The organism is Maribacter sp. Asnod1-A12 (assembly GCF_045063735.1).
In the GTDB taxonomy this organism is placed as follows: Bacteria; Bacteroidota; Bacteroidia; order Flavobacteriales; family Flavobacteriaceae; genus Maribacter.
Window position 1 is genome coordinate 1,937,967 of the sequence record NZ_JBEFNZ010000006.1, and the last position, 25,516, is coordinate 1,963,482.

Annotated in this window: 19 protein-coding genes; 5 read left to right on the forward strand and 14 right to left on the reverse strand. The window is 36.1% G+C overall.

Translation table 11 applies throughout. The features are described 5' to 3' along the window. The first annotated feature begins 91 nt into the window (after positions 1–91). The 4 genes from ACJJVP_RS08245 to ACJJVP_RS08260 all read left to right on the forward strand — a co-directional run bounded on the left by ACJJVP_RS08245 (position 92) and on the right by ACJJVP_RS08260 (position 3,964). Positions 92–1,030, forward strand: a complete 939-nt coding sequence (locus ACJJVP_RS08245) for a mevalonate kinase (RefSeq protein ID WP_036156915.1) — start codon at positions 92–94, stop codon at positions 1,028–1,030. Positions 1,031–1,043: 13 nt separating this feature from the next. Then, positions 1,044–1,949 (forward strand): geranylgeranylglycerol-phosphate geranylgeranyltransferase, encoded by a 906-nt coding sequence (locus ACJJVP_RS08250; RefSeq protein ID WP_405412593.1) that lies wholly within the window; start codon positions 1,044–1,046, stop codon positions 1,947–1,949. Positions 1,950–2,024: 75 nt separating this feature from the next. Beyond that, positions 2,025–2,867, forward strand: a complete 843-nt coding sequence (locus ACJJVP_RS08255; protein WP_405412596.1) for a pseudouridine synthase — start codon at positions 2,025–2,027, stop codon at positions 2,865–2,867. Between the two features lie 35 nt (positions 2,868–2,902). Further along, entirely contained in the window at positions 2,903–3,964 is a 1,062-nt protein-coding gene (locus ACJJVP_RS08260) for a putative zinc-binding metallopeptidase (RefSeq protein ID WP_405412597.1), read from the forward strand. Here the strand turns inward: ACJJVP_RS08260 and ACJJVP_RS08265 are convergent. Both ACJJVP_RS08265 and ACJJVP_RS08270 read right to left on the reverse strand, forming a co-directional pair. Further along, positions 3,961–4,887, reverse strand: a complete 927-nt coding sequence (locus ACJJVP_RS08265) for a PorP/SprF family type IX secretion system membrane protein (RefSeq protein WP_405412600.1) — start codon at positions 4,885–4,887, stop codon at positions 3,961–3,963. The two genes, ACJJVP_RS08260 and ACJJVP_RS08265, sit on opposite strands and share 4 nt — an antisense overlap. Positions 4,888–4,891: 4 nt before the next feature. Then, positions 4,892–12,547 carry a BspA family leucine-rich repeat surface protein gene (locus ACJJVP_RS08270; protein ID WP_405412602.1) on the reverse strand — a complete coding sequence of 2,552 codons (7,656 nt, stop codon included), beginning with the start codon at positions 12,545–12,547 and terminating at the stop codon, positions 4,892–4,894. A 226-nt stretch (positions 12,548–12,773) separates the two neighbouring features. Here ACJJVP_RS08270 and ACJJVP_RS08275 point away from each other — a divergent pair, with 226 nt between their 5' ends. Further along, positions 12,774–13,655: a YihY/virulence factor BrkB family protein gene (locus ACJJVP_RS08275; protein ID WP_405412605.1), complete on the forward strand. Its 882-nt coding sequence runs from the start codon at positions 12,774–12,776 to the stop codon at positions 13,653–13,655. Here ACJJVP_RS08275 and argH read toward each other — a convergent pair. From argH to ACJJVP_RS08335, 12 genes are all read right to left on the reverse strand, one after another. Next, a complete protein-coding gene (gene argH, locus ACJJVP_RS08280) occupies positions 13,652–14,929 on the reverse strand; it encodes an argininosuccinate lyase (RefSeq protein ID WP_405412607.1) in 1,278 nt (425 codons plus the stop codon). The genes ACJJVP_RS08275 and argH overlap by 4 nt on opposite strands. 62 nt (positions 14,930–14,991) lie before the next feature. Then, positions 14,992–16,065: a M20 family metallo-hydrolase gene (locus ACJJVP_RS08285; protein WP_405412609.1), complete on the reverse strand. Its 1,074-nt coding sequence runs from the start codon at positions 16,063–16,065 to the stop codon at positions 14,992–14,994. Position 16,066: 1 nt separating this feature from the next. Then, the gene (gene argB, locus ACJJVP_RS08290) at positions 16,067–16,846 is read right to left on the reverse strand and encodes an acetylglutamate kinase (RefSeq protein WP_405412611.1); all 780 of its coding nucleotides are present in this window, start codon (positions 16,844–16,846) and stop codon (positions 16,067–16,069) included. Further along, entirely contained in the window at positions 16,836–17,018 is a 183-nt protein-coding gene (locus ACJJVP_RS08295; RefSeq protein ID WP_405412614.1) for a hypothetical protein, read from the reverse strand. Before ACJJVP_RS08295 ends, argB begins: the two co-directional genes overlap by 11 nt. Beyond that, complete coding sequence (locus ACJJVP_RS08300; protein WP_405412616.1) at positions 17,008–17,949, reverse strand: acetylornithine carbamoyltransferase; 942 nt, start codon at positions 17,947–17,949, stop codon at positions 17,008–17,010. Before ACJJVP_RS08300 ends, ACJJVP_RS08295 begins: the two co-directional genes overlap by 11 nt. Beyond that, the gene (gene proB, locus ACJJVP_RS08305) at positions 17,946–18,713 is read right to left on the reverse strand and encodes a glutamate 5-kinase (protein WP_405412619.1); all 768 of its coding nucleotides are present in this window, start codon (positions 18,711–18,713) and stop codon (positions 17,946–17,948) included. The genes ACJJVP_RS08300 and proB overlap by 4 nt, the downstream gene beginning before the upstream one ends. A 152-nt stretch (positions 18,714–18,865) precedes the next feature. Beyond that, a complete protein-coding gene (locus ACJJVP_RS08310; RefSeq protein WP_405412622.1) occupies positions 18,866–20,062 on the reverse strand; it encodes a glutamate-5-semialdehyde dehydrogenase in 1,197 nt (398 codons plus the stop codon). Then, complete coding sequence (locus ACJJVP_RS08315) at positions 20,059–21,183, reverse strand: aspartate aminotransferase family protein (protein WP_405412623.1); 1,125 nt, start codon at positions 21,181–21,183, stop codon at positions 20,059–20,061. The genes ACJJVP_RS08310 and ACJJVP_RS08315 overlap by 4 nt, the downstream gene beginning before the upstream one ends. A gap of 48 nt (positions 21,184–21,231) precedes the next feature. Then, on the reverse strand, positions 21,232–22,026 hold the full coding sequence (proC, locus tag ACJJVP_RS08320) for a pyrroline-5-carboxylate reductase (protein WP_405412625.1): 795 nt from the start codon (positions 22,024–22,026) through the stop codon (positions 21,232–21,234). 202 nt (positions 22,027–22,228) lie between these two features. Continuing rightward, positions 22,229–23,203 (reverse strand): N-acetyl-gamma-glutamyl-phosphate reductase, encoded by a 975-nt coding sequence (argC, locus tag ACJJVP_RS08325; RefSeq protein ID WP_405412628.1) that lies wholly within the window; start codon positions 23,201–23,203, stop codon positions 22,229–22,231. 117 nt (positions 23,204–23,320) lie between these two features. Then, positions 23,321–24,508, reverse strand: a complete 1,188-nt coding sequence (argG, locus tag ACJJVP_RS08330; protein WP_036156884.1) for an argininosuccinate synthase — start codon at positions 24,506–24,508, stop codon at positions 23,321–23,323. A 272-nt stretch (positions 24,509–24,780) separates the two neighbouring features. After that, positions 24,781–25,395, reverse strand: coding sequence for a GNAT family N-acetyltransferase (locus ACJJVP_RS08335; RefSeq protein ID WP_405412630.1), 615 nt, complete (start codon positions 25,393–25,395; stop codon positions 24,781–24,783). Positions 25,396–25,516 lie beyond the last annotated feature (121 nt).

Below are 25,516 nucleotides of genomic sequence, written 5' to 3' on the forward strand. Positions count from 1 at the left end.
TTTGTTTAACTCTTTAGGGTAAAACGTTCAACTTTTTGTGAATCTTTGACTATATTTATATAAGTTTCAATGTCAGCTTAGTTTTAAAAAAATGAAAGGACCGCTTTTTTATTCAAAAATTCTTCTTTTTGGAGAGTATGGTATCATTAAAGATTCCAAAGGATTATCAATACCCTATAATTTTTATAAGGGAGCTTTGAAATCTGATGCCAACATGTCAAAAGAGGCAAACAAATCTAATGAAAGCTTAGCATCTTTTGCTGTGTACTTAAAGGAGCTTACAGAAAAAGAGCCAGATTTGGTTTCTTTTGATTTGGACCTTTTAAAAGCAGACGTTGCAGAAGGTATGTATTTTGACAGTTCTATACCGCAAGGCTATGGAGTGGGTAGTAGTGGTGCTTTGGTGGCAGCAATATATGATAAATACGCACAAGATAAAATAACGGTTCTTGAGAATTTAACTAGAGAAAAATTATTGAAACTTAAAACGATATTCGGTAAAATGGAATCGTTTTTTCATGGTAAATCATCTGGGCTAGATCCTTTAAATAGCTATTTAAGCCTTCCGATACTTATAAATTCTAAAGACAATATCGAGTCTACAAGTATTCCTTCTCAAAATGCAGAAGGTAAGGGAGCGGTATTTTTATTAGATAGCGGAATTATTGGTGAAACTGCACCAATGGTTCAGATTTTCATGGAACAAATGAAAAATGATGGTTTTAGAAGTATGTTAAAGAATCAGTTCATTAAACATACAGATGCCTGTGTAGAAGATTTCGTGAATGGCAATATTCAATCCTTATTCGGTAATTTAAAGCAACTTTCCCATGTTGTTTTAGATAATTTTAAACCTATGATTCCTGCAAAGTTCCATGCTTTGTGGAAAAACGGAATTGATACCAATGATTACTACTTAAAGCTTTGTGGCTCAGGTGGTGGTGGTTATATATTAGGTTTTACAGAAGATTTTGAAAAAGCTAAAACTGCGTTAAAAGACTATAAACTAGAAGTAGTCTATAATTTTTAGGTAATTTTCATAAATGCTTAATAGAAGAAATAAACTCTTACTTTTAAAAGTACTGAGTCTGTTTTCAGTGGTTAGAGGGTATAACATTTTAGTTATAGCTCTAGCTCAATATTTAGCATCTATTTATATACTTGCGCCAGAACTTCCTGTACGTAGGGTGGTATTCGATATTAATCTCTTCGTAATTGTATTGGCATCTGCTTTGGTCATTGCCGGTGGTTATATCATTAACAATTTTTATGACGCAGAGAAAGACCTTATTAACAAACCACGAAAAAGCATGTTAGATCGTTTGGTAAGTCAGCGGTTTAAGTTGACCACCTATTTTGTATTGAACTTTTTGGCAGTAGTAGTCGCTAGCTATGTTTCGTTCAAAGCGGTATTCTTTTTTTCATCTTACATATTTGGTATTTGGATCTATTCCCATAAGCTAAAGCGAATTCCGTTTTTAGGTAATTTTATTTCGGCTACATTGGCAATTACGCCCTTTTTCGTAGTGTTCGTTTATTATAAGAATATTCAGCCTGTCATTTTTGTACATGCAGTATTCCTCTTTTTATTGATACTTGCTCGTGAAATGGTGAAAGACTTAGAAAATATATCAGGAGATTTAGCTCAGAATTATAGAACCATTCCTATTATTTACGGTGCTAGAACATCAAAATTGTTGATTTCTTTTTTAATTTTTTTGACCTTGGTACCATCTTTACTACTGATTTTTCAGTTTGATGTAGGGTATATGAACTTTTACTTCATATTATGTGTGTTCTTAATGATTTTGTTCATCGTGTTACTTTTTAAGGCGAATGCCCGTAAAGACTATGTATTGCTGCACAACATTCTAAAACTTATCATAGTTATGGGTGTCTTTAGTATTCTACTTATAGATGTACAGTTGGTTTTAAATAGAATACTATAGTTGTTCGTAATATGTTTCATATAACTATTTGAACCGCAATGCAATTTGCTACCTTTGTGCAAAATTAGTACAGTTATGAGTAGGGATGATTCTAGTAGGGGAAAAAATGCTTCAGGTAGGCAAGGTGGTAATTTCAAGAAGAAGAGCTATGCTCGTGGTAATGCGCCCATCAAGAAAAATGTAACACCGGCTAAGCCCCAAGATCCAAATTCTATTAGGTTAAATAAATATGTTGCTAACTCTGGAGTATGCTCTAGAAGAGATGCTGATATATACATTGCTGCAGGTAATGTAACTGTAAATGGGAAACCTATTACAGAAATGGGTTATAAGGTAAAGTTGACCGATGAGGTAAAATTCGATGGTCAATTATTAAATCCTATCAAGAGAGAGTATGTTCTTCTCAACAAGCCTAAAGATTTTGTGACTACCATAAGAGATGAACGTGGTAAGAGACATGTTTCTGGGTTAATATCTAGTGCGTCTAAGTCAAAATTATTACCAGTTGATAAATTGGAAAAAGAACATACAGGTTTACTTTTGTTCACCAATGATGGTAGCATGACCAAGGTACTGAAGAGTCCAATAAACGGAATGCGTAAAATCTATCATTTGGTTTTAGATCAAGAGTTGAGAAGTGCTGATTTAAAGAAGATACAAGAAGGCGTAGTCGTTGATGAAAAGGCGGTTCGTGTACAAGATGTAAGTTTTATAGCCGATGCTCCAAAAAGAGAAGTAGGTATTGAAATTTATAGTTCTAGGAACAAAATCGTAGAACGCATTTTTGATACTTTAGGATATAAAATCCAAAGAATGGATAGGGTGGTTTATGGTGGTCTTACCAAAAAAGATTTACCAAGAGGACACTGGAGGTATTTGACCGATCAAGAGGTTATAAATCTTAAGATGATCAAGTAATACAATGTCCTTGTCTATTTAAAAGACTATAGGATATGAAATTATTTCAGTGCACGAACTGTAAGAATACAGTTGTTTTCGAAAATAATACATGCGTAAATTGTGGCTATCTGTTAGGCTATTCTTCTTATTATAATAAGATAGTGGCTTTAGATGCGAATGTGTCTAAATGGCAAATTCCTGAATTGGATGGCAAATTCTATGAGTACTGTGAAAATTACAAGTACAACGTTTGTAATTGGTTAGTAGATGCTTCAAGAGGTCGCAAATTCTGTCTTGCTTGTACCCTTAACAGAACAATTCCGCATCTTTTAGATGAAGATAACCTTGAAAAGTGGAAGCACATAGAAGTTGCAAAGCATAGATTGGTATATCAACTATTGCGTTTTAGATTGCCAGTAGTCAGCAAAACGATAGATGATGAGAAGGGTTTTTGTTTTGATTTTTTAGCTAAAGATGATTTGCCAGAAGGTTCCAAAGATTTAAAAACGGGGCATGCAGATGGTGTAATTACCCTAATGATAGATGAAGCAGATCCTGTTGTTCGCGAGCAAGTAAAGCAGCAAATGGCAGAGCGTTATAGAACTTTGCTTGGTCACTTTAGGCATGAAGTGGGGCATTATTTTTGGGATTTGCTAATTCGTGATAATCCGGATGTTTTAGCAGAATTTAGAAGCATTTTTGGTGATGAATCAGAGTCGTATGCTGATGCATTGGCCAATCATTATAACAATGGTCCAAAATTGAATTGGCAACAAAGTTTTATTAGTAAGTATGCTTCTTCTCACCCATGGGAAGATTGGGCAGAAACGTGGTCTCATTATCTACACCTAACAGATGTATTGGAAACGGCCTATAATTTCGGACTTAAATCAAATCCGAAAATTACGGCTAAGAAAAACCTAAAAATGAGTGCTAGTTTTGACCCTTATAAAGAAATCAAGTTTGAGAAAGTAATGAATACCGGTATTCCTTTATTGTTCACTTTAAATAGTATGAACCGCTCTATGGGAGAAGATGACCCTTATCCGTTTATAATTTCTAAACCAGTAGAAAGGAAATTAGAATTCATTCACGATTTGTTGAGAAAGGTCTAGTCTCTACTAAAGCCTTCTCCAAAACGATAGGTAGCAATAATACCATGGGTGTTTCCTAAAGGAGAATCATTTGTTGCTACGTTATAACTGTAAATAGCTCTAATGTTTTTGAAAAGATAAACTCCAGCCAACAGATTTATAGAGGAATTGGTTCTGTAACCGGTTCCTAGTTCAAATCGGTTTCTAAAACTTACGGTTATATTTACATCTGCTTGAAAAGGAGCGCCATTTTCATACTTTAATAATAGGTTGGGCTTAATCATTAATTCTTCAAATTTGTTAGAGAAAAACCGATAGCCCAAATACCCGTAATAAGGCACGTTAATTTCCACATTATCATCAGATACCAGCATATCTCCAATTACATTTGGTGTGGAGAAGCCAACATATACATCTGCTAAGTTTAATAAGAAACCAAGTCCTATAGTAGGTATGGTGGCATTAATGTTCATTGCGAAATTAGGATCGTCCATTATACCTAGCTCCAGTAAATTTTCTTGATATTGTTGCACACCTGGAGATATAGAAAAGGATAATGAATTAGGGGTATATATTTGCCAATAAGGTCTATTCTTTTTGGTGTCGAAAAATATTTTGTAAGAATACGTAGCAAATGCACTGGTTGAAGTGGTGACTCCAACTTCATCACGAATTAATCCGGCTCCCAAACCAACTTTTCCTCGGTTTAAGGGAGTATGAAAACTAAGGGCAAAGCTTTTAGGACTACCTTCAAATTGATTGAAAGTTCCAGTATTACTAATACCTATTTCTGCACTAGCTGCCAAACCGGCAAAAGCAGAATTTACTAGGTACGGATTGTAATTGTACTCTGAGAATGTTGGCGTTTGTTGAGCCATTATATTATTGATCAATGCTCCTAAAACGAATGCTATTAAAGTGATATTTTTATATAAATTCTGCATGTAATTATCGCTTTAATACAAGGAAACCTTGTGTTTTTCTTAATATAGTTTCACCATCTATTTGAATGTTGAAGAAATAGGTGCCTGCAGGTAATTGGTCTGCGCCTAATTTCATACTCATATTCGCAGTACCTGAAAATACGTTAGCGGCATTGTCATAGTTTTCAATTTGAAAAACCATATCTCCCCAACGGTTATAAATACTCACTACATTTTCAGGGTAGTAATCTATGTTTTCAATATGCCAGTATTCATTTATACCGTCACCATCAGGTGAGAATCCGTATTTTGTTTCATCTTCTGGAATCATTGTAGTAAATGATTGAGTTTCACAACCAGCGGATTCTCCTGCGCTGTTATATGAGGTGATATTTACAAAAATTTCAGTGTCAAATGGAAACTCATCATGATGAGTATATGTTGTTAAATTACCCATATCCACATTGTCAATGATGTCGTTAGAATTCGCTGAGGTTCCAATGGAAATACGATAGCCGTTGGTTTTTTCGACTTCATTCCATGAAATTGTACTCTCTAATGAAACATTTGTTTCTCCGTTTGTCGGACTAATAAGAACCGCACAATCGGGTGCGATTACTTCAGTTGTGAAACTTTCGGTAGTACAACTTTCAGCGTCTCCAGAACTATTGTAAGGCGTAATGGTGATGAAAATTTGTGTTTCAGATGGTAAATCTTCATTCAGTATATAACTGGTCAAAGAGGCTACATCTTCATTGTCTACGATATCGTTTCCGTTGGCGGTTGTACCTATTGAGATTCTGTAACCATCTGCATCGTTTGAAGGGTTCCATTCAATATCTGCGGTTACGGCAACATTATTTACATTTTGTAACGAAGCTATCAAATTGGTGCAAGTTGGTAATGGTCTTATGGTAAAGCTCTCAGAAACACAACCAATGGCATCGCCAATATCATTAAAAGGAACTATCGTCACTGTAACTGTTTCACCTTCGTTAAATTCATTAGGGAAAGTATATGTAGTATCGGTAACTTCTAAATCGGATACATTGTTTGCCGTACTGTTATTTGCGAAAACAGTTAATCTGTATCCGTCTGCATCCGGTACGGTATTCCATGAAATTTCATTTACTTCTGCCAAAACTGCACCGTTTAGAGGAGAGGTTAAGAAGGTACAATTTGGAATAGACTTAATGCTGAAACTTTCCATAGTGCAACCAATGGCTTCCCCAGCATTGTTGTAAGGTATTATAGTAACCGATACGGTTTCGCCTTGATCAAAATCATTGGTAAACATATGGCTGTTACCAGTAGTTATATTCAGTTGGTCAACATTATTTGCTGAGCTTGAACTACCTGTGACCGTAAGAAGATAGCCATCTGCTTCAGGCACTGTTGTCCATTCTATATCAGTGTTTACAGGTACATCTATAGCACCATTTGCAGGTGAAATTAAACCTGTGCAAGTAGGCACTGCCTGAATGGAAAAACTTTCTGTAGTACAACCAATTGCATTACCAGACTCGTTGTAAGGAATAATGGTAACTGAAACGGTTTCACCTTGCGTAAAGTCATCAGTGAAATCTAAAGAAGTAGCTGTGGTTTTAAAATCCGTTACATTGTTAGCGGTACTTGTATTGGCGGAAATGGTAACGAAATACCCAATGGCATCATATACTGCATCCCAAGATATTGAAATACTGGCATCGACCGCGTCATTACCATTTACAGGTGTGTTTAAGCTAGTACATGTAGGTACGGGCTTAATGGCAAATGATTCTGATGTACAGCCTGTAGCGGCACCAGATTCATTAAATGGTGTTATGGTAACTGTTACCATTTCACCTTGTATAAAGTCATTCGTGAAATCATAGGAAGTTGCAATAACGTCTACTTCAGTTAAGTTATTGGCAGTACTTTCACTTGCTGTTACGGTTATCGTGTAACCCGTTGCTCCGGCAACAGCATTCCAGCTAATATCAGTATCTATATCTGCATTTGCAGTATTGTTTACGGGTGTAATAAGCGTAGTACAAGTGGGTACTGGTGGAGGCACGATTGTAAAAGTTTCGGATGTACAACCACTGGCCTCTCCGTTGTTGTTATATGGTTTAATAGTTACCGTAACCGTTTCTCCTTCTATAAAATCATTTGAAAAGTTAAAGGTATTGCCACTTGTCACTTCAAAATCGGTCATGTTATTTGCCGTACTGTTGCTGCCAATAACGGTAATTCGGTAACCGTCGGTATTAGCTACTGTGTTCCATTCAATATTGGTGTCTACAGGAACATTTGTAGCACCGTTTGCAGGAGTTGTTAGTGTGGTACATAAAGGAGCACCATCGGTAGTAAAACTTTCTTCGGTACAACCAATAGCATCGCCATTGTCGTTATATGGTGTTACTGTCACATAAATAGGTGTGCTTTCTGGTAAATCGGCGGCAAGGTCGTATGTAGTTACATTTAACACATCATCTGTAAAAATATCTGAACCTCCACTTGTTGTTCCTACAGTCAATTTATAACCGGTTGCAGATGATAATTCTGCCCAAGTTAAATTTGTGCCAGGGTCAACCGCAGTTGCACCATTAATAGGAGCTGTTAATGTGGTACATGACGGTGGACTTGTAGAATCACCAGTTGTGAATGTTTCTTCAGTACAACCCGTAGCATCACCTTCATCATTATAAGGTATAATGGTTACGTAATGTAATCTGCCTTCCTGTAAATCTACAGGGATGTCATAGGTACTAGCGCCAACAACATCTGCATTGTTTACTATTTCTATACCGCCAGAGGTGGTACCAACTAGTACTAAATAACCAGTTGCATTAGCTATTGGTGTCCAGCTTAAATGAGTATCAATAGCAACATCGGTTGCATCATTTATAGGGCTGGTCAGGGTTGTACAAACTGGTGGTACAGGAATTAATTCGGTATGGAAACTTTCTTCGGTACATGAAGTAGCATCTCCTTCATCATTATAAGGAATTATAGTGACGAAAATATCACTATCTTCAGGTAAGTCAGAAGTAAATTCATAGGTATTTATATTACCAATATCTTCAGAATCTAATAAGTCGTTAGCTCCAGAAGAAGTGCCAACAGTAAGTTTATAGCCATCTGCATTCGAAATTGGATTCCAACTTAAATCTGTGGTTACCGCAACATCTGTTGCAGAATGTAACGGCTCGGTTAAATTGGTGCATTCAGGTATAGTTGCCGGATCCGTAGATATAGTAAAGCTTTCTTCGGTACAAGGACCCACAGCATCACCTTCATCGTTAAAAGGAGTGATAGTTACATAAACCGTATCTCCAGTATTAAAATCAGAAGTAAATTCAAAAGATGTTTCATTGGTGATTGTTTCATTATCTACTATATCATTACCACCGGCAGAAGTACCTACGGTTAAACGGTAGCCTTGTGCAAATAAGGCAGCATCCCAAGTTATGTTGGTGTTCACAGGTACGTCAGTATCTCCATTTAAAGGTGATGCTAATTGCGTACACTCTGGTATAGGACAATCGCGTACATCTTGGCTAAACGTCCATCCATACGTATCTATCATTGACTGTCTTTCTTCCTGCGCATCGCAATAAGGTAGTCCTTCAGCACCTAGGGTGATTCCACTGGTCAAGGTCTGTTCTGACCAAGCGATTAAAGTGTTATCATAATTTTCTCGTATAAGAGCCGTGTTATCGAGCATATCGCTCATATTGGTTACACCACTCACATCCCATTCAGCTAAACTTTGGTTTAAAGCAGTTGCGTCATGGAACATAGAACGCATAGTTACATTACCAGGATTCCATAAATCCATAGGTTGGTTGTATGCCGATGCATTTCTAAACATATAATCCATATTGTTTACTCCAGAAATACGCCAGTTATTTAGGTCTTGGTTAAAGGAGGTTGCTCCACTAAACATTTCTTCCATAGTGGTTACTCCTCTAACATTCCAGTCACCAATGTTTTCATTAAAAACACCTGCATTTTTAAACATATCTTCCATAGTAGTAACAGAAGCTACGTTCCATGAGTTCATGGTTTGGTTATAACTGGTAGCTTCATTAAACATAGCTTCCATGGTTGTTACAAAAGAAACATCCCAAGAATCTATGTTTTGGTTAAAAGCCGTTGCACCACTAAACATTTCTGCCATATTTAATGCTTCACCTGTGTTCCAGTTGGTGATAGTACCGTCAAAAACCAAGGAATTTTTGAACATAGAATTAAAATTGGTAACTACAGCCGTATTCCAATTGTTTAAATCTTGGTTAAACACTGCAGCATCTTCAAACATAGATTCCATTAGTGTTACTGAACTGACATTCCACGTATTTATAGGTTGATTAAAAAGTACGGCATCTTCAAACATAGAGGTCATGTTTGCTACTGCACTTACATCCCAATCAATCAATGGTTGGTTGAATTCAGCTGCACCACGAAACATGCTAGACATGTTTACTACAGAGTTTACGTCCCAACTATTAAGTGGTTGATCAAAATTTAAAGCATAACTAAACATACTGCTCATGTTGGTAACATTGGTAACATTCCAACTATCTATATTCTGATTAAAACTATCGGTACTACTGAACATAGAAGCCATTGTGTTTACACTACTCACATTCCAATTATCTAAAGGCTGGTTAAAGGTTTCAGCATTATAGAACATAGAATTCATAGTTGTCACTGAAGAAACATTCCAACTGTTTAGAGGTTCATTAAAAGCTAATGCATAATAGAACATTTGACTCATAGTTGTTACTGATGAAACATCCCAGCTGTCAATATTTTGATTAAATGCTTCGGCAGAGTAGAACATTTGATCCATTTCTTCAACCTTTGTTACGTTCCATGAATCAAGTGGTTGGTCAAATACTTCTGCACTATAAAATAGTTGAGACATATCAGTAACATTACTTACATTCCAGCTGTTTAAAGGTTGATTGAATGAATCTGCGCTATTAAACATTCTTGCCATATCTGTTACATTGCCAACATTCCAAGAACTAATATCTTGATTAAATTCATCTGTACTGGCAAACATAAAATTCATGTTAGTAACATTGCTAACATCCCAGTTATTTAAAGGTTGGTTAAATATATCGGCAGAACCAAAAACACCATACATGCCTGTAACATTACTTACATCCCAATTGTTGATATCACCATTGAATTTGTTACATACAATGAACATACTGGTCATATCTGTTACATTGGTTAAATTAGGAACGTCTGTAGCGTTGTATTCCATATTTTCACAACCAGCAAAGGCATTATTCATGCTTTCCCAAACCTGCGTTCCCCATTGGTCAATACTAAGTAGTTTATAAGCATCTCCACTAGATTGATTATGCCTAGGACTTGGAAAGGTTCCTATAATGCTAACTGTATAGATTCCTGGAGTTAAATAGGTGTGTGTGATATCTCCAGTAACATTGTTGTCGTATTGCCCATCGCCCCAGTCTATATTGTAATCATAAGTGAAGCTAGATTGTGTTTGAATTATAAGTTGATTTATGGGTGTTGTAGTCGTTCCTTCTTGTAATGTAGTATCATAAGTTAGTTTAAATGCATCTGGGCTATTTACCCAGCTTTCTACTACTGTAAAATTAATTTCTTGACAGCCTACGGCAGGACCTTCATCGTTATAGGGCACTACAGTTACATAAACGATATCTCCTGGATCAAATTCGTTAGTGAAACTAACTCCAACAGTATTACCAACATCTAGATTATTTGCTGGTGAACCATTGATATTAACATAATTTCTTGCCCCACCTCTTTCTAATTCTAGGTAAATACGGTAGCCAGTAGCGTTTGGTGCTGGATCCCAACGAATATCACTATTTGCCGGTGTTGCTGTATCACTCGCATGTGGCATGGTAATTTCAGTACATAACACATAAGAACAATTTACAGCGTCTCCAGTAATATTCCATCCATCATCATCTATTAAACTCTGTCTTTGATTTAAAGCATCGCAGTATTGTAGATTGGTAGCACCTAAGTTAACTCCAGGACTAACGGTTTGTCCTGCCCATGCAATTAGAATATTATCATAATTTTCTTGAGATATGCCACTGTTCGAGAAAATATTATTCATGTTCGTTACTGCGTATATGTTCCAAGAACTTATGTTTGAGTCAAAAGAAGTTGCACCGTTAAACATACTGCCCATGTTTGTAATTCCAGAGGTATCCCATCCACTAATATCTTGGTTAAAGGATACGGCGTTATTAAACATGTCGACAAAGTTGGTTGTATTGGCTAAATTCCAATTATTTAACGGTTGATTAAATGCTGCTGCATTTGAAAATATACCTGTTATATCAGTAACATTAGCTACATTCCAACTATTAAGAGGTTGATTAAAAACATCTGTTTGCTGAAACATGTTGGTCATATTGGTTACGTTGCTAACATTCCAAGAGCTTATATCTTGGTTAAAAACAGTAGTATCTTCAAACATTCCTTCCATATTGATAACATTGCTCACATCCCAACCACTTATGTCTTGGTTAAAAGCAGTGTTGTCTCTAAACATATAACTCATGTCTGTTACATTGCTTACGTTCCAATTATCTAAGGCTTGGTTAAAAACTTGTCCCCAAATCCAACCATCGAACATACCATGCATATCTGTCGCATTGCTTACATTCCAACTATTTAAAGGTTGGTTAAAGGTTCTGTGTCTTTGAAACATTTCGGAGAAGTAAACAACAGAAGAAACGTCCCAACTATCTAATGGATGATTGTAAACAGCATGTCTAAACATTGCATACATATTAGTTACATTACTTACATTCCAGTTATCAATGGGTTGATTAAAACCAGACCCATCAAACATTGACGACATAAATGTTACTTTGCTTACATTCCAATTGTTTAAGGGTTCATTAAAACTTCCTGTGGAGTAGAAGGTGCCTGACATATTGGTTACATTGTCTACAATCCAATTATTGATGTTCTGATTAAAATCGGATGCACCATAAAACATGCGATACATTGTAGTAACATTGGCAGTGTTCCAATTATCTAGCGGTTCATTAAAATCTCTGGCACCAGCAAAAGTTTCAGACATATCCGTAACAGCATTGGTAGTCCATAAATCAAGTGGTCTGTTGAATATATTGCAGCCATAAAATAATCCTGATAAATCTGTTATGTTGCTAATGTCCCAATCATTTATAATTCCATTAAAGGAAGTGCAACCACGAAACATATATTTAAGTGTTGTAACCTGTGAAAGATCAGGCGAATCAATAGCATCAAAATTTAGATTTTCACAGCCATAAAAAGCATTTTCCATGGTTTGCCATTGGATGTTTCCCCAACTAAGTATTTCAATAATTTTAAGTTTATCATTGGCTACTTCATCATTGAAATAAATTGAAGGAAATGTGCCACTAATGCTAATGGTATAACTTCCTGAAGTTGCATAGGTATGTGTAATATTACCGGTTACTCCAGTATCAGTAGTGCTATCTCCCCAATCTATATCAAAGTTGTAGGTGGTGTATGCAGGGTTTGTTGGTACGGTGATCTGGTTATTTGCAGAAGAACCGGTTTCTATATTATTGGTATTCCAAATAGATGTGAATGACTGTGAAAATAAGTTGGCACTTAATAGAAAAAGACAAAGGGCAATACTCTTTTTAAGTAATGACATGCTGGTTAGTTTGATCAAATGTGTTTTTCAAATATGCCTATGAATGCCAAATGTTAAAATTATTTGTTGTGAACAGCTATTAAACAGTTGTGTAAGAGAATTCTTTGTTGGTAATTGTAAGTATGAGTTTGATTGACAGTGTTTAAGAGGTATTATTTTTTTGGATTGGATTACAAAGAATAAGTCATCTATGGTACTTTTAATGAGCGCCAAAATTCTACACTAAATGTCAATTAATACTGAAGAAAAACAATCTAAATTCAAGCTTACTCATCTACCTAGGTTATTAGTAAAAACCTTTAAGATATGGATAGATAAAGAGCCTTTTCAAATTAGTGCTGTAATTGCATATTATGCCATTTTATCATTACCCGGATTGTTAATTTTAATTTTGGAATTGGTTGGTGGTATCTGGGGAAAAGAGATTGTACAGGGCGAATTATATACTGAGATTTCTTCGGCAATGGGCTCGGATACGGCACAATCTATTCAAGATATCATTAAAAATCAAGGTAGCGAGCAAACTTCTTTAGTTGCTACATTATTAGGTATTGGGGTGCTTATTTATGGTGCTACAGGGGTATTTTATCAGCTGCAGAATGCCTTAAATGATATTTGGGAAACAAAACCTAAATACTCAAATGAGTTTCTGTCAACGTTGTTCATGCGCTTAAAAGGTTTTGGGTTCATTCTTATTATAGGCTTTTTACTATTGGTAAGTTTTGTATTGACCTCGTTGTTGTCGGCATTTTCTACCCAACTCTCTAACTTATTGCCAGAAGGGATGCTAGAATTAGGTTTTGTTTTAGATTTACTGTTGTCACTTGGGTTTATCTACTTATTATTTGGGGCAATGTTTAAATATTTACCCAGCACCCATGTACGATGGAAAGCGGTTAAGGTTGGTGCAGCACTTACGGCACTTCTATTTTTAATAGGTAAGTATGCCCTGGCTTTCTATTTTGGTAAAGCAGAACCCGGATCTACATATGGCGCGGCAGGTAGTATAATACTGGTTATGTTATGGGTATCTTACTCAAGCTTGATTGTCACCTTCGGAGCTCAGTTTACTAAAACTTATTCAGATAGATATTTGAAGGAAGACTAAACTTCCTTCATTTTATCATTAATCTCTTTCAAACATAAATTACCAAGGCTACCTTCATGAGAATGATGAATATCTCTTTTTGGTGAGAATGTACCTTCGTTAATTTCCATACCCATTTTCTTGTATGCATCTCTAAAAGGCATTCCATTTTGTACCAGTTCATTTAGGGTGTCTACACTAAATAGGTAATCATATTTTGGATCATCTAGAATACTGTCATTTACTTTAATCTCTTTGAGACTAAAAGTCAAAATCTCTAAACAGGCTTTCATATCCTGTATGGCAGGAACAATAATTTCCTTTACCAATTGTAAATCTCTATGGTAACCACTTGGTAGGTTGTTGATAACCAAGGTTAATTGATTTGGAATGGATTGTAACTTATTACACTTACCACGTACCAATTCAAAGACATCAGGATTTTTCTTGTGTGGCATAATGCTAGAACCTGTAGTCAACTCATCTGGGAATGAGATGAAATCAAAATTCTGACTCATGTACAAACAGATATCCATAGCCATTTTAGACAAGGTCGCGGCAATATTGGCAATACCAAAGGCTGTCGCTTTTTCTGCTTTTCCTCTACTCATTTGTGCAGCCACTACATTATACTTCATAGTTGCAAAACCCATTTCTTCGGTAGTGTAGCTTCGGTCTATGGCAAAAGAACTACCATAACCAGCGGCACTGCCTAAAGGGTTTTGATCGGCAACTTTATAAGCTGCTTCAATAAAATAAAGGTCATCTATTAAGCTTTCTGCATAGGCGGAAAACCATAGTCCGAATGAGGAAGGCATTGCAATCTGTAAATGCGTGTATCCTGGTAACATGACATCCTTATGTTCTTGTGCTTTTACTAGCAAAAGATTGAAAAGCGATTTAGTCATCGTCTTGATCTCGGTCAATTCGTCCTTTAAAAATAGGTGCATTGCTACAAGAACTTGATCGTTTCTAGAACGTGCCGTATGTATTTTTTTACCGGTATCACCCAGGCTTAAGGTAAGCAAGTATTCAATTTTAGAATGCATGTCCTCAAAGGAATTTTCAATAGTAAAAGTCCCTTTTTCAATACGTGCTGCAATATGGTCTAATTCATTTACTAGCTCGGCAGTTTCCTTAGGGGAAATCAGTCCTATTTTACCAAGCATTTTAGCATGCGCTTTAGAAGCTATTACATCATATTTAGCTAAGTGTAGGTCTAATTCTCTATCATTTCCAACGGTGAAGTGGTCAATCTTTTTATCAGTGCTAAATCCTTTATCCCAGAGTTTCATATGTTGTTAGTTATCAATTAGCAATTAAGCAGTGAACAATGCTTATTGGTCATTGGTTATTGTTAATGGTTATTTGAAAGGAACCCTTTTAATATTTTAATATACAAATCTATTCCTTCTTCAATTTCATGTACATAGATAAATTCATTGGCAGAGTGGGAGCGAGTGCTGTCACCAGGACCTAGTTTCATTGACTGGCAACTTAATGCTGCTTGATCAGAGAGTGTAGGTGAGCCATAAGTTGTTCTGCCTAATGCAATCCCCGATTTTACTAATGGATGATCTTTATCTATTTTCGACGAATTAAGGCGTAAAGATCGCTCCTTTAATTCGCATGGCGCATTCTTCTTCAGTAAATCTGCAATTTCTTTGTTGCTATAGGCATCATTTACACGAACATCAATTACCATATCAACTTGAGCTGGTACCACATTGTGTTGTGATCCTGCACTAATTTGAGTGACGGTCATTTTTACATCTCCAAGGGCTTCAGAAGTTTTCTCAAATTTAAAGTTCTTAAACCATTCTAATGTTTTGATAGAATTATAGATGGAATTATCATCATTGGGATGTGCAGCGTGTGACGGAGTGCCCTTTACCACGGCATCAAAAACGACCAAACCTTTTTCTGCAATAGCAAGTAACATTAGTGTAGGTTCGCCAACAATAGCAACATCTATATGCGGAAGTTTTGGTAATAACCCACGTAAACTATTTTCACCTGCATTTTCTTCTTCTGCTGAAGCGACCATAAGAATATTATGGTTTAGGTTTTCATCATGGTAATAGTTTGCGAAAGTTGCTAATAGAGATACCAATGGACCTCCAGCATCATTACTACCTAATCCGAATAATTTTCCATCTTCAATGTGAGGCAAAAAAGGGTCTTTGGTATATGCTTTATTAGGTTTAACGGTATCGTGATGCGAGTTTAAAAGTAGCGTTGGTTTAGCATCGTCCCAAAATTTATTCTTCGCAATAACGTTGTTGAAATCTCTTTCTATAGGGATGCCGTATTTAGCCAACCAAGCTTGTATAGCATCGGCAGTTTTGTCTTCTTCCTTAGAAAAAGATTCTATTGAAATAAGTTCCTTTAATAAAGATATGGCACTTTCCGTAAGTTCTGTTTGGTTCATCTTAAAGTTGTATTGTCGTGAACAGTTTTGTTTTTTTATCTAGCATCGTAACATCACCCAAGCATACTTTTGCTACTTTATTGTTTAATGCATGAAAGCAATTATGAAGTTTTGGTAGCATTCCGTCCGCAATGATACCGTCAGATAAGAGCTTTTGATAGGTGTTGGAATCAATATGTTTAACAACACTGTTTTCATCGGCAATATCCATTAAAACTCCTTTTTTCTCAAAGCAATAATACAAAGTTGTTTCATAGGTCGATGCCATGCCAATTGCAATTTCAGAAGCAATGGTATCTGCATTGGTATTCAGTAATTGCCCGGCTCCGTCATGCGATAACGCACAGAAAATTGGAGTTAAATCGGCAGATAACAGTTTGGTCAATAGTTCTGAATTTACTCCATCAATATCACCAACAAATCCATAATCAATTTCCTTAACGGGACGTTTATGCGCCTGTATGCTATCGCCATCCGCACCACTTAAGCCAATAGCGTTCGTATTTTTTGCTTGTAATTGAGCAACAATTTTTTTGTTTGCCAATCCGCCATAGACCATGGTAATGATATCTACGGTTTCCGCATCGGTAATACGCCTACCATCTATCATTTTGGATTCAATGCCTAGTTTTGTAGCTAGTTGAGTAGCCAATTTACCACCGCCGTGCACTAATATTTTTAATCCTTCAATTTTGGAAAATGCAGTAAGAAAGATATCTAAGGCTTTTTCATCTTCAATGACATTACCACCAATTTTTACAACACTTAATTTACTTTTCATAATCGGCAAATTTAAACATGAGAACCATGGCTATAATAAGAATAATGTTGCTTACAGGACCCATGTACGTTTTCCAATGTGCGGTGCTGTGGTCAATATCTGCCATATTCACGACAAATAAGATTAGGGCAAATAAAGCGATGCCTATGTAAATCCACTTATTAATTTTCATTGCTTTCCAATATTTTTTTTAGCACCAATTGTGCTGCGTATGTTCTGTTATTCGCTTGTTCTATGACCAAAGACTGATTGCTATCTAAAACTTCATCAGCAACCACTACATTTCTACGTACCGGTAGACAATGCATAAATTTAGCTTTCCCTAATTTTTTTAGGGTCATTTGCCAATTGGTATCTTGAGATTTTATTTGACCGTAATCAGTATAACTGCTCCAGTTTTTTACATATACAAAATCGGCATTTTCTAGCGCCTTTTCTTGGTCGTGCTCAATAGTACAATCTTTAGTGATGTTTGGGTCTAGCTCATATCCTTCCGGATGTGTAATTACAAATTCAGCATTTTGCTTTTGCATCATTTGTATAAATGAATTAGCTACCGCGTGTGGTAAAGCCCTTGGGTGTGGTGCCCATGACAAAACTACTTTTGGATTGTTCTTAAAGTTATGTTCCTCTAAAGTAATGGCATCGGTTAGTGCTTGTAACGGGTGCCCAACAGAACTTTCCATATTTACGATAGGTACTGATGCGTATGTTTTAAATCCGTTCAAAACTTCCTCGGTTTCGTCCAACTCTTTATCTTTTAAACCTGCAAAAGCACGAATAGCAATGATATCGCAATATTGAGAAATGACCTGTGCAGCTTCTTTAATATGCTCAGATGTACCTTGGTCCATAATAGTGCCATCAGCATATTCTAAAGCCCAACCTTCGCTACCAAAGTTCATGACAATGACTTCCATACCTAGATTCATCGCTGCTTTTTGAGTGCTTAAACGCGTACGAAGTGAGTTGTTGAAAAATAGTAAACCTATAGTTTTATCACTTCCAAGAGCTTTATGTTTTTTAGGTTGCTCTTTTAGGGCAATTGCTTCTTTTACCCAGGTAGATAAAGAATCGATATCGTTTATAGAAAGGTAATTCATGATGCTTTAATTTTTGTAAATGTGCTGTTGTTATCAATGGCGTCAGTAATGAAATGATCTTTTAAACCATTGGTGATCCAAGTTTCTATACCTGCTTTTTGGGCAATGGTTGCTGCATCTAGTTTAGATTGCATACCGCCTGTGCCATGGGTAGATTTAGATTCGCCAATTTCTTTTAATAGAGTGGTTAGATCGGATACTGTTTCAATGGTTTTTGGAGTAGAGGTCGATAAGGAAGACTTCGTATAAATTCCATCAGTATTAGTAGCGATAATTAGAATATCCGCAGATAAAAGAGAAGCTGTTAATCCGGCTAATTTATCGTTATCACCAAACTTAATTTCATCGGTTGCTACCGTATCATTTTCATTAATGATAGGGATGAAATTATTAGCGACCAGAACGTTTATCGTGTTTTTAATATTTACTCTAGTTTGTTCCTTTTCAAAATCAGAATAGGACAATAAGCATTGAGAAGTAAAAAGACCTAATTCTCTGAAATTCTCTTGAAAAATACGCATAAGATGAGGCTGACCAATAGATGCGAGCGCTTGCTTAACGTTAATTTCTTCACCGTTATGTTCAATCTTAACGAATTGCTTTGCTGCGGCGATAGCCCCTGAACTTACAATAATGAATTCATATTGATTTTTTAGTGCAGCTATTTGCCTACCAATATCTTCTATTTTACCACGAGAAATATGGTCAGTGTCTTTGGTTAAGGTATTGGAACCTAATTTCAATAAAATTCTCTTTTTCAACATGCTAATTCTGATTTTGTCAGGCTTATTTTATTTTTCCTAACTCCTTTTTTCAGGTCTCGACTGCGCTCGACCGGACACAATAATTATTCGTTTTACGAACAACGAACAACGAACAACGAACAACGAACAACGAACAACGAACAACCAATCACCTATCTTACTTGTCCATTTCCTTTAACGTACCATTTATTGGTAACCAAATGCTGCAAGCCAATGGGACCGCGTTGGTGTAATTTGTCAGTACTTATTGCTAGTTCGCCACCTAATCCAAATTGTCCGCCATCAGTAAAGCGGGTAGATGCATTATGGTATACTGCAGCCGTGTCAACTGATTGCATGAAAATATCTGCCTCTTCTTCGTCTTTTGTGATGATAGCAGCAGAATGTCCACCACCGTAAGTGTTGATCAATTGTATAGCTTCATCAACATCAGGCACTTGCCCAATGACAATTTTATAATCTAAAAATTCTTCATACCAGACCAAATCATTTTCCATTTGCGAAGTACCATCCATACCGGCTAGTTTTGCATCGGTCAATATTTCTACATTATGCTTCTTTAGTGTTTGTATCAAGTGACTTAAAAATTCAGCCTTACGAGGTAAATCTCTAGAAATAAGTACCTTGTCCACCGCATTACAAGCCGATATTTTAGTCGTCTTTGCGTTTACAATAACATCAAGTGCCAACTGCAGATCTGCATCTTGAGAAACATATACAAAGTTGTTGCCACGCCCACTTACAATTACTGGGCACTTAGCGTGTTGTTTTACAAAAGCGATTAATTTTTCGCCACCACGTGGAACAATCAAATCTAGTTTTTGGGTAGGATTTTCTAAAAACTGTTGTGTTTCTACTCTAGAGTAATTTAGGTAGGTCACCCAATCTGTAGCACAGTCGCAAGATTCTAATGCTTTATGCCAAAGGTTGACCAGAACTAAGTTTGAGTTTAGCGACTCTTTACCACCTTTTAGTAAAATTTTGTTTCCAGATTTAAAAGCAATCCCGGCAGCTTCAATAGTCACGTCCGGTCTAGATTCATAAATAATCATAATAGTACCGAACGGAGCCGTTTTATTACTGATTTCTAAACCGTTGTCATGCGTAAATTGAAAACGTTCTACATGCAAAGGGTCAGGTAGGGAAGCTAACTTTTTTAAGGAAGAAACCATTTCTGCTACCTTGTCCTTATTTACCTTTAAGCGATCGATCATGGCAATGTCGCCTGATTCAAAAGAATTTAAATCTTTCTCATTGGCAGACATTAAAATAGATTCCTCTTGTTGCACCAATTCTGCCATACGTTTTAATACGGCATTTCTTTTTTCTAAACTAAGTGTTGTTTTCATGATAATACAGTCTTAAGAGCTGTGAAGAACACGTCTAAATCTTGTTTTGTAATATTCAAAGCAGGTAAAATTCTAAGTACCGTTTTATCTTTTGCTCCACCGGTAAACAAGTGTTGTTCGTGGATTAATTTTTTGCGTAAATCGGCAACTTGAAAATCGAATTCCAATCCTAACATTAATCCCCTTCCTTTTACTCGTTTTACTTGCGAAATTTCTTTTGCCTTTTCATTAAAATACACTCCCAGCTCTTGCGCATTGGTTATCAAGTTTTCTTTTTCAATAACTTCAAGTACAGCCAAAGTAGCTACACATGCCAGGTGGTTTCCACCAAAAGTGGTTCCTAACATTCCGTATTTTGCTTTAATGTTCTCATGAATTAGGACACCGCCAACAGGAAATCCATTACCCATTCCTTTTGCAATGCTAATGATATCCGGTTTTATATTGTGATGTTGAAACCCAAAGAATTTACCACTTCTACCAAAGCCACATTGCACTTCGTCGGCAATTAATAGCGCGTCATTTTCTTTACATAGCGCTGCTACTTTTTGTAAAAATTCGGTAGTAGGTTCATCTAATCCGCCTACACCTTGTATAGATTCTATGATTACGGCACAGACATTCTTTGAAATTTCCCGTTCAAAACCTTTGATGTCGTTCAGGTCAAGAAAGACAACTTCGTGTTGCTGATTTAATTCCGCATTTATAGATGGATTGTCTGTTGCCGCTACTGCCGCAGAAGTTCGTCCATGAAAACCATTATTAAAAGCGATAACTTTAGATTTACCAGTTGCGAAAGAAGCCATTTTAAGCGCATTCTCATTTGCCTCGGCACCAGAATTACATAAAAATAAGTTGTAATCTTCGCAACCAGAAACTACACCTAGTTTTTCAGCAAGTTCTACTTGAAGCGGGTTTTGTACCGCATTACTATAAAATCCTATTTTATCTAATTGATCTTTAAGGCGCTTCACATAATGTGGGTGTGAATGTCCTATGGATATTACGGCATGCCCACCGTAATAGTCTAAATAGTCTTCACCTTTGTCATCGGTCACCACAATACCTTTTGCGGAAACAGGAGTAACATTATATAGTGGGTAAACGTCGAATAATTTCATAATTCAATAGCATCAATTTTAATAGTGAATTGGTTTTGTTGGCTGGTGTTACTTCGTTTTAAATTCAGTAATCTTATCGTAAGAGGCAATTATACCTTGTATTAAAGAAGAGCTTAAACCTTGGTGCTCCATCTCATTTAAACCGGTTATGGTACAGCCCATTGGTGTAGTTACCCTATCAATCTCTTCTTCAGGATGATTACCAGAATCTATTAATAAACTTGCAGCGCCGTTACAGGTATGCATGGCTAGTTCTTGAGCCTCTTTGGCATCAAAACCTAATTGTATGGCACCTTGTGTGGTGGCGCGAATAAGACGCATCCAAAACGCTACACCGCTTGCGCAAATAACTGTTGCAGCTTGCATTTGACTTTCAGGTATTTCCATAGAATGCCCCATTCTGTTGAAAATTGCTTTTGTTAGCTCTATTCGTTTTTTCCCTTTTTCATTGCTACAAATACAGGTCATAGATTTACCAACTGAGATTGCGGTATTTGGCATACTTCTAACAATGTAATTATCCTTACCTATAACGGCTTCTATTTTTTCGATCCCGAAGCCGGTTATGGTGGAAATGATTACATGGTTTTCAGTTAAGAGGTCTTTTACACTTTCTAAAATTGCAGCAAAATGAACGGGTTGTACCGCAAATATTAAAATGTCTGAATTTTGTACCGCCAAACGATTATCGTTTGTAACGGTAACCTTGTCAAATTTTTCAAAATCAGAAATAGATTTGATATCTCTTTTAGTAAGGTACATGCTAGTGGCACCATTACTTTTTAGAATTCCGTTTGCTATAGAAAGTCCTAAATTACCTGCACCTATAATCGCTATTTTCATGTTTTTTGTATTAAGTAATGAGTACAAAGTATTAAGTAAAAAGTATATTCTAATTTATTAGTACTTAGTATTCTCTGCTTATAATTCAACTATATTATTTTAAGCTTGATTTCTTTAAATAGATTTTTAAAATTCCATTAATCATCAACTGTATTTCTATTTCTCACCATCTCCTATGTTAGGTAACTGAGCGTAGCCGAAGTTAAAAAACTCCCGCTTTCAAATTCAAGCCTAAATTTTCTTCTAATCCAAAAATTAAATTCATATTCTGTACTGCTTGTCCAGATGCACCTTTTAGGAGGTTGTCAATTGCTGAGGTAATCAATAAAATATCTTCATGTTTATGTAAATGAATATGGCATTGATTGGTATTTACCACTTGTTTTAGATTGATAGGTTCATCAGAAATTTGTGTAAATACGGCGTCCTTATAATATTCTTGATAGATTTTTTTGGCATCTTCTAAATTGCCTTCGAATTTGGTGTACGAAGTAGCTAAAATTCCACGAGTGAAATTTCCTCTATTGGGCATGAAAAATAAGTTGCCCGTATTTTCTTGAAGCGAATGCAGACTCTCATTAATTTCACCTAAATGTTGATGCGTAAAAGGCTTGTACCAGCTTATATTATTATTTCTCCATGAAAAATGAGAGGTTGCAGACGGACTAACACCTGCTCCTGTACTGCCGGTTACAGCATTTATATGTACTTCATTTTCTAATAAGTTTGCCTTAGCCAATGGCAGCAACGCTAGTTGAATAGCAGTAGCAAAACAACCAGGGTTGGCAATGTATTTTGCATTCTCTATGTTGCTTTTGTTCAATTCAGGTAACCCGTATACAAAGTGCTTTCCTTCAAAATCAGCATCGGCATCAAGTCTGAAATCATTACTTAAATCGATGATTACTGTTTTCGAAGAAAAGTCATGTGCCTTTAAGAATGTGGTAGAGTTTCCATGACCTAGACATAGAAAAACAACATCTATAGCAAGGTTAACTTCTCCTGTAAATTCTAGGTCAGTGGTCCCTAGCAAATCCGGATGCGCGGTGGTTACTTTTTTTCCAGCCCTTGTAGTACTGAAAACAAAATCTATTTCCGTTGCGGGATGATTCAATAAGATGCGAATAAGCTCCCCACCCGTATAACCAGAACCACCAATAATACCTGCTTTAATCATAATGTTCTTTTCTGAATAACTATCAAGTAATAAGTAGTAAGTACGAAGTACTTGAATAACACTTTTAATCTTTTTATTTAATACTTTGTACTCATTCCTTAATACTATTTTTTCTAACTATTTATCCCCATTAACATGGTTATATATCTTTCCTGAATTAGATAGGATTTTTATAAAGCCTTTAGCATCATCTGCAGTCCAACCTTTATTTACTTCACCGTATTTACCGAAAGCATCTGTCATTAAATCGTGTTCAGATGAAATACCGTGTAGTCTAAACTGAAAAGGATATAAGCCAACAAAAACATCTCCGGAAACGGTTTTTTGGGTATCGGTCAAAAAGGTTTCAATATTTCTCATGACTGGATCAAGGTAGTTACCTTCATGCAATAACATTCCGTAAAAATTACCTTGCTGTTCTTTTTGGTATTGTTGCCATTTTGTAAGCGTATGCTTTTCTAGTAAATGGTGTGCTTTTATGATGATTAAAGATGCGGGAGCCTCAAAACCAACTCTTCCTTTAGTCCCAATAATGGTATCGCCAACGTGGATATCTCTACCAATAGCGTACTTTGAAGCTAATGCCTCAAGTTTTTCAATATTAGCAACGGGAGAATCTTTTTCTCCATCAATAGCAACTAGCTCTCCTTTTTCAAAAGTCAGTTTTACGTCCGTAGGGTTCTTTTCTTGTAACTGACTTGGGTAAGCATTATCTGGCAATGCTTTTTCAGAAGTCAAAGTTTCTTCACCACCAACAGATGTTCCCCAAAGTCCTCTGTTAATAGAGTATTTAGCTTTTTCCCAAGGGTAATCTACTCCGTTTTCTTTTAGGTATGCAATCTCTTCTTCTCTTGCTAATTTATTATCTCTAATAGGAGTGATGATTTCGATTTCTGGAGCAATGATTTGAAAAATCATATCGAAACGAACTTGGTCATTACCAGCTCCTGTACTACCGTGAGCGATGTAACCTGCACCTACTTTTTTAGCATAGTTTACAATTTCGATTGCCTGTACAATACGTTCAGCACTTACAGAAAGCGGGTAGGTATTGTTTTTTAGTACATTACCAAAAATAAGATACTTTACTACTTTGTCATAAAAAGTCTGTACGGCGTCTATTGAGGTATATGATGTTGCCCCTAATTCGATTGCTTTTTTCTCGATTTCTTTTATTTCATCCGAAGAAAATCCACCAGTGTTTACACTTACTGCATGAACCTCAAATCCTTTGTCTTTTGATAAATGTTTAGCGCAATAAGATGTATCTAATCCTCCGCTGTATGCTAGTACTAATTTTTTCATTGTAATATGTTCAAATCCGGTGATGCCGGGTAATTATTGTTTTAGTTTGATAGGGCTAGAAAAGAGAGGTTAGAAAAAAGTCAATAGAAAAAAGATTTTATAAAAATCAGCTATTTCACTACTCTCAATATTTATTTTTTAACTTCTATACTCTATACTCTATACTCTATACTCTATACTCTATACTCTATACTCTATACTCTATACTCTATACTCTATACTCTATACTCTATACTCTATACTCTATACTCTATACTCTATACTCTATACTCTTATTTCTTTTTCAGAAACAAACTCTCTTTAATACTTTTTAACCTTGTAAAAGCTTTGCCGTTCATTTCTTTTGACTCTTCAGTTTTTTTCTTGGTAGCGCCATCATAAAGCATACCTGTACATAAGCACATTTTTTGCTCTGTTCTTGTAAGAATATCAAAGTTTTTGCAGGTTTGGCAGCCTTTCCAAAATTCTGGGTCATCTGTCAATTCAGAAAATGTAACCGGTTTGTAACCTAGTTCGTAGTTAATTTTCATAACTGCCAAGCCGGTAGTGATCCCAAATATTTTAGCATCTGGAAACTTCTCTCTACTAAGGTCAAAAATCTTTGCCTTTATGTTTTTGGCAAGACCTTGTCCTCTATAGTCTGGGTGTACTATGAGTCCGGAATTGGCAACAAATTTTTCGTGCCCCCAAACTTCAATGTAGCAGAAACCTGCAAACTTATCTCCGTCCAATGCAAGAACAGCATTGCCGTTAGCTAGTTTTTTCTGAATATACTCTGGGGTACGTTTAGCAATACCTGTACCGCGTACTTTAGCAGAATCAGCTATGGTGTCGCAAATATCCTGAGCGTATTTAAAATGTGATTCGTTAGCAACAATTAAGTTCATTGCCAGTTAGATTTAAAAGTGTAAAAAAAGTTTTGATTTGTTGTGCGGAAATGGACTCACCTAATTCCATAATTATATCTTACCCTTACGGGCGACGACGGCGAGATGTGAACGGGCGCGC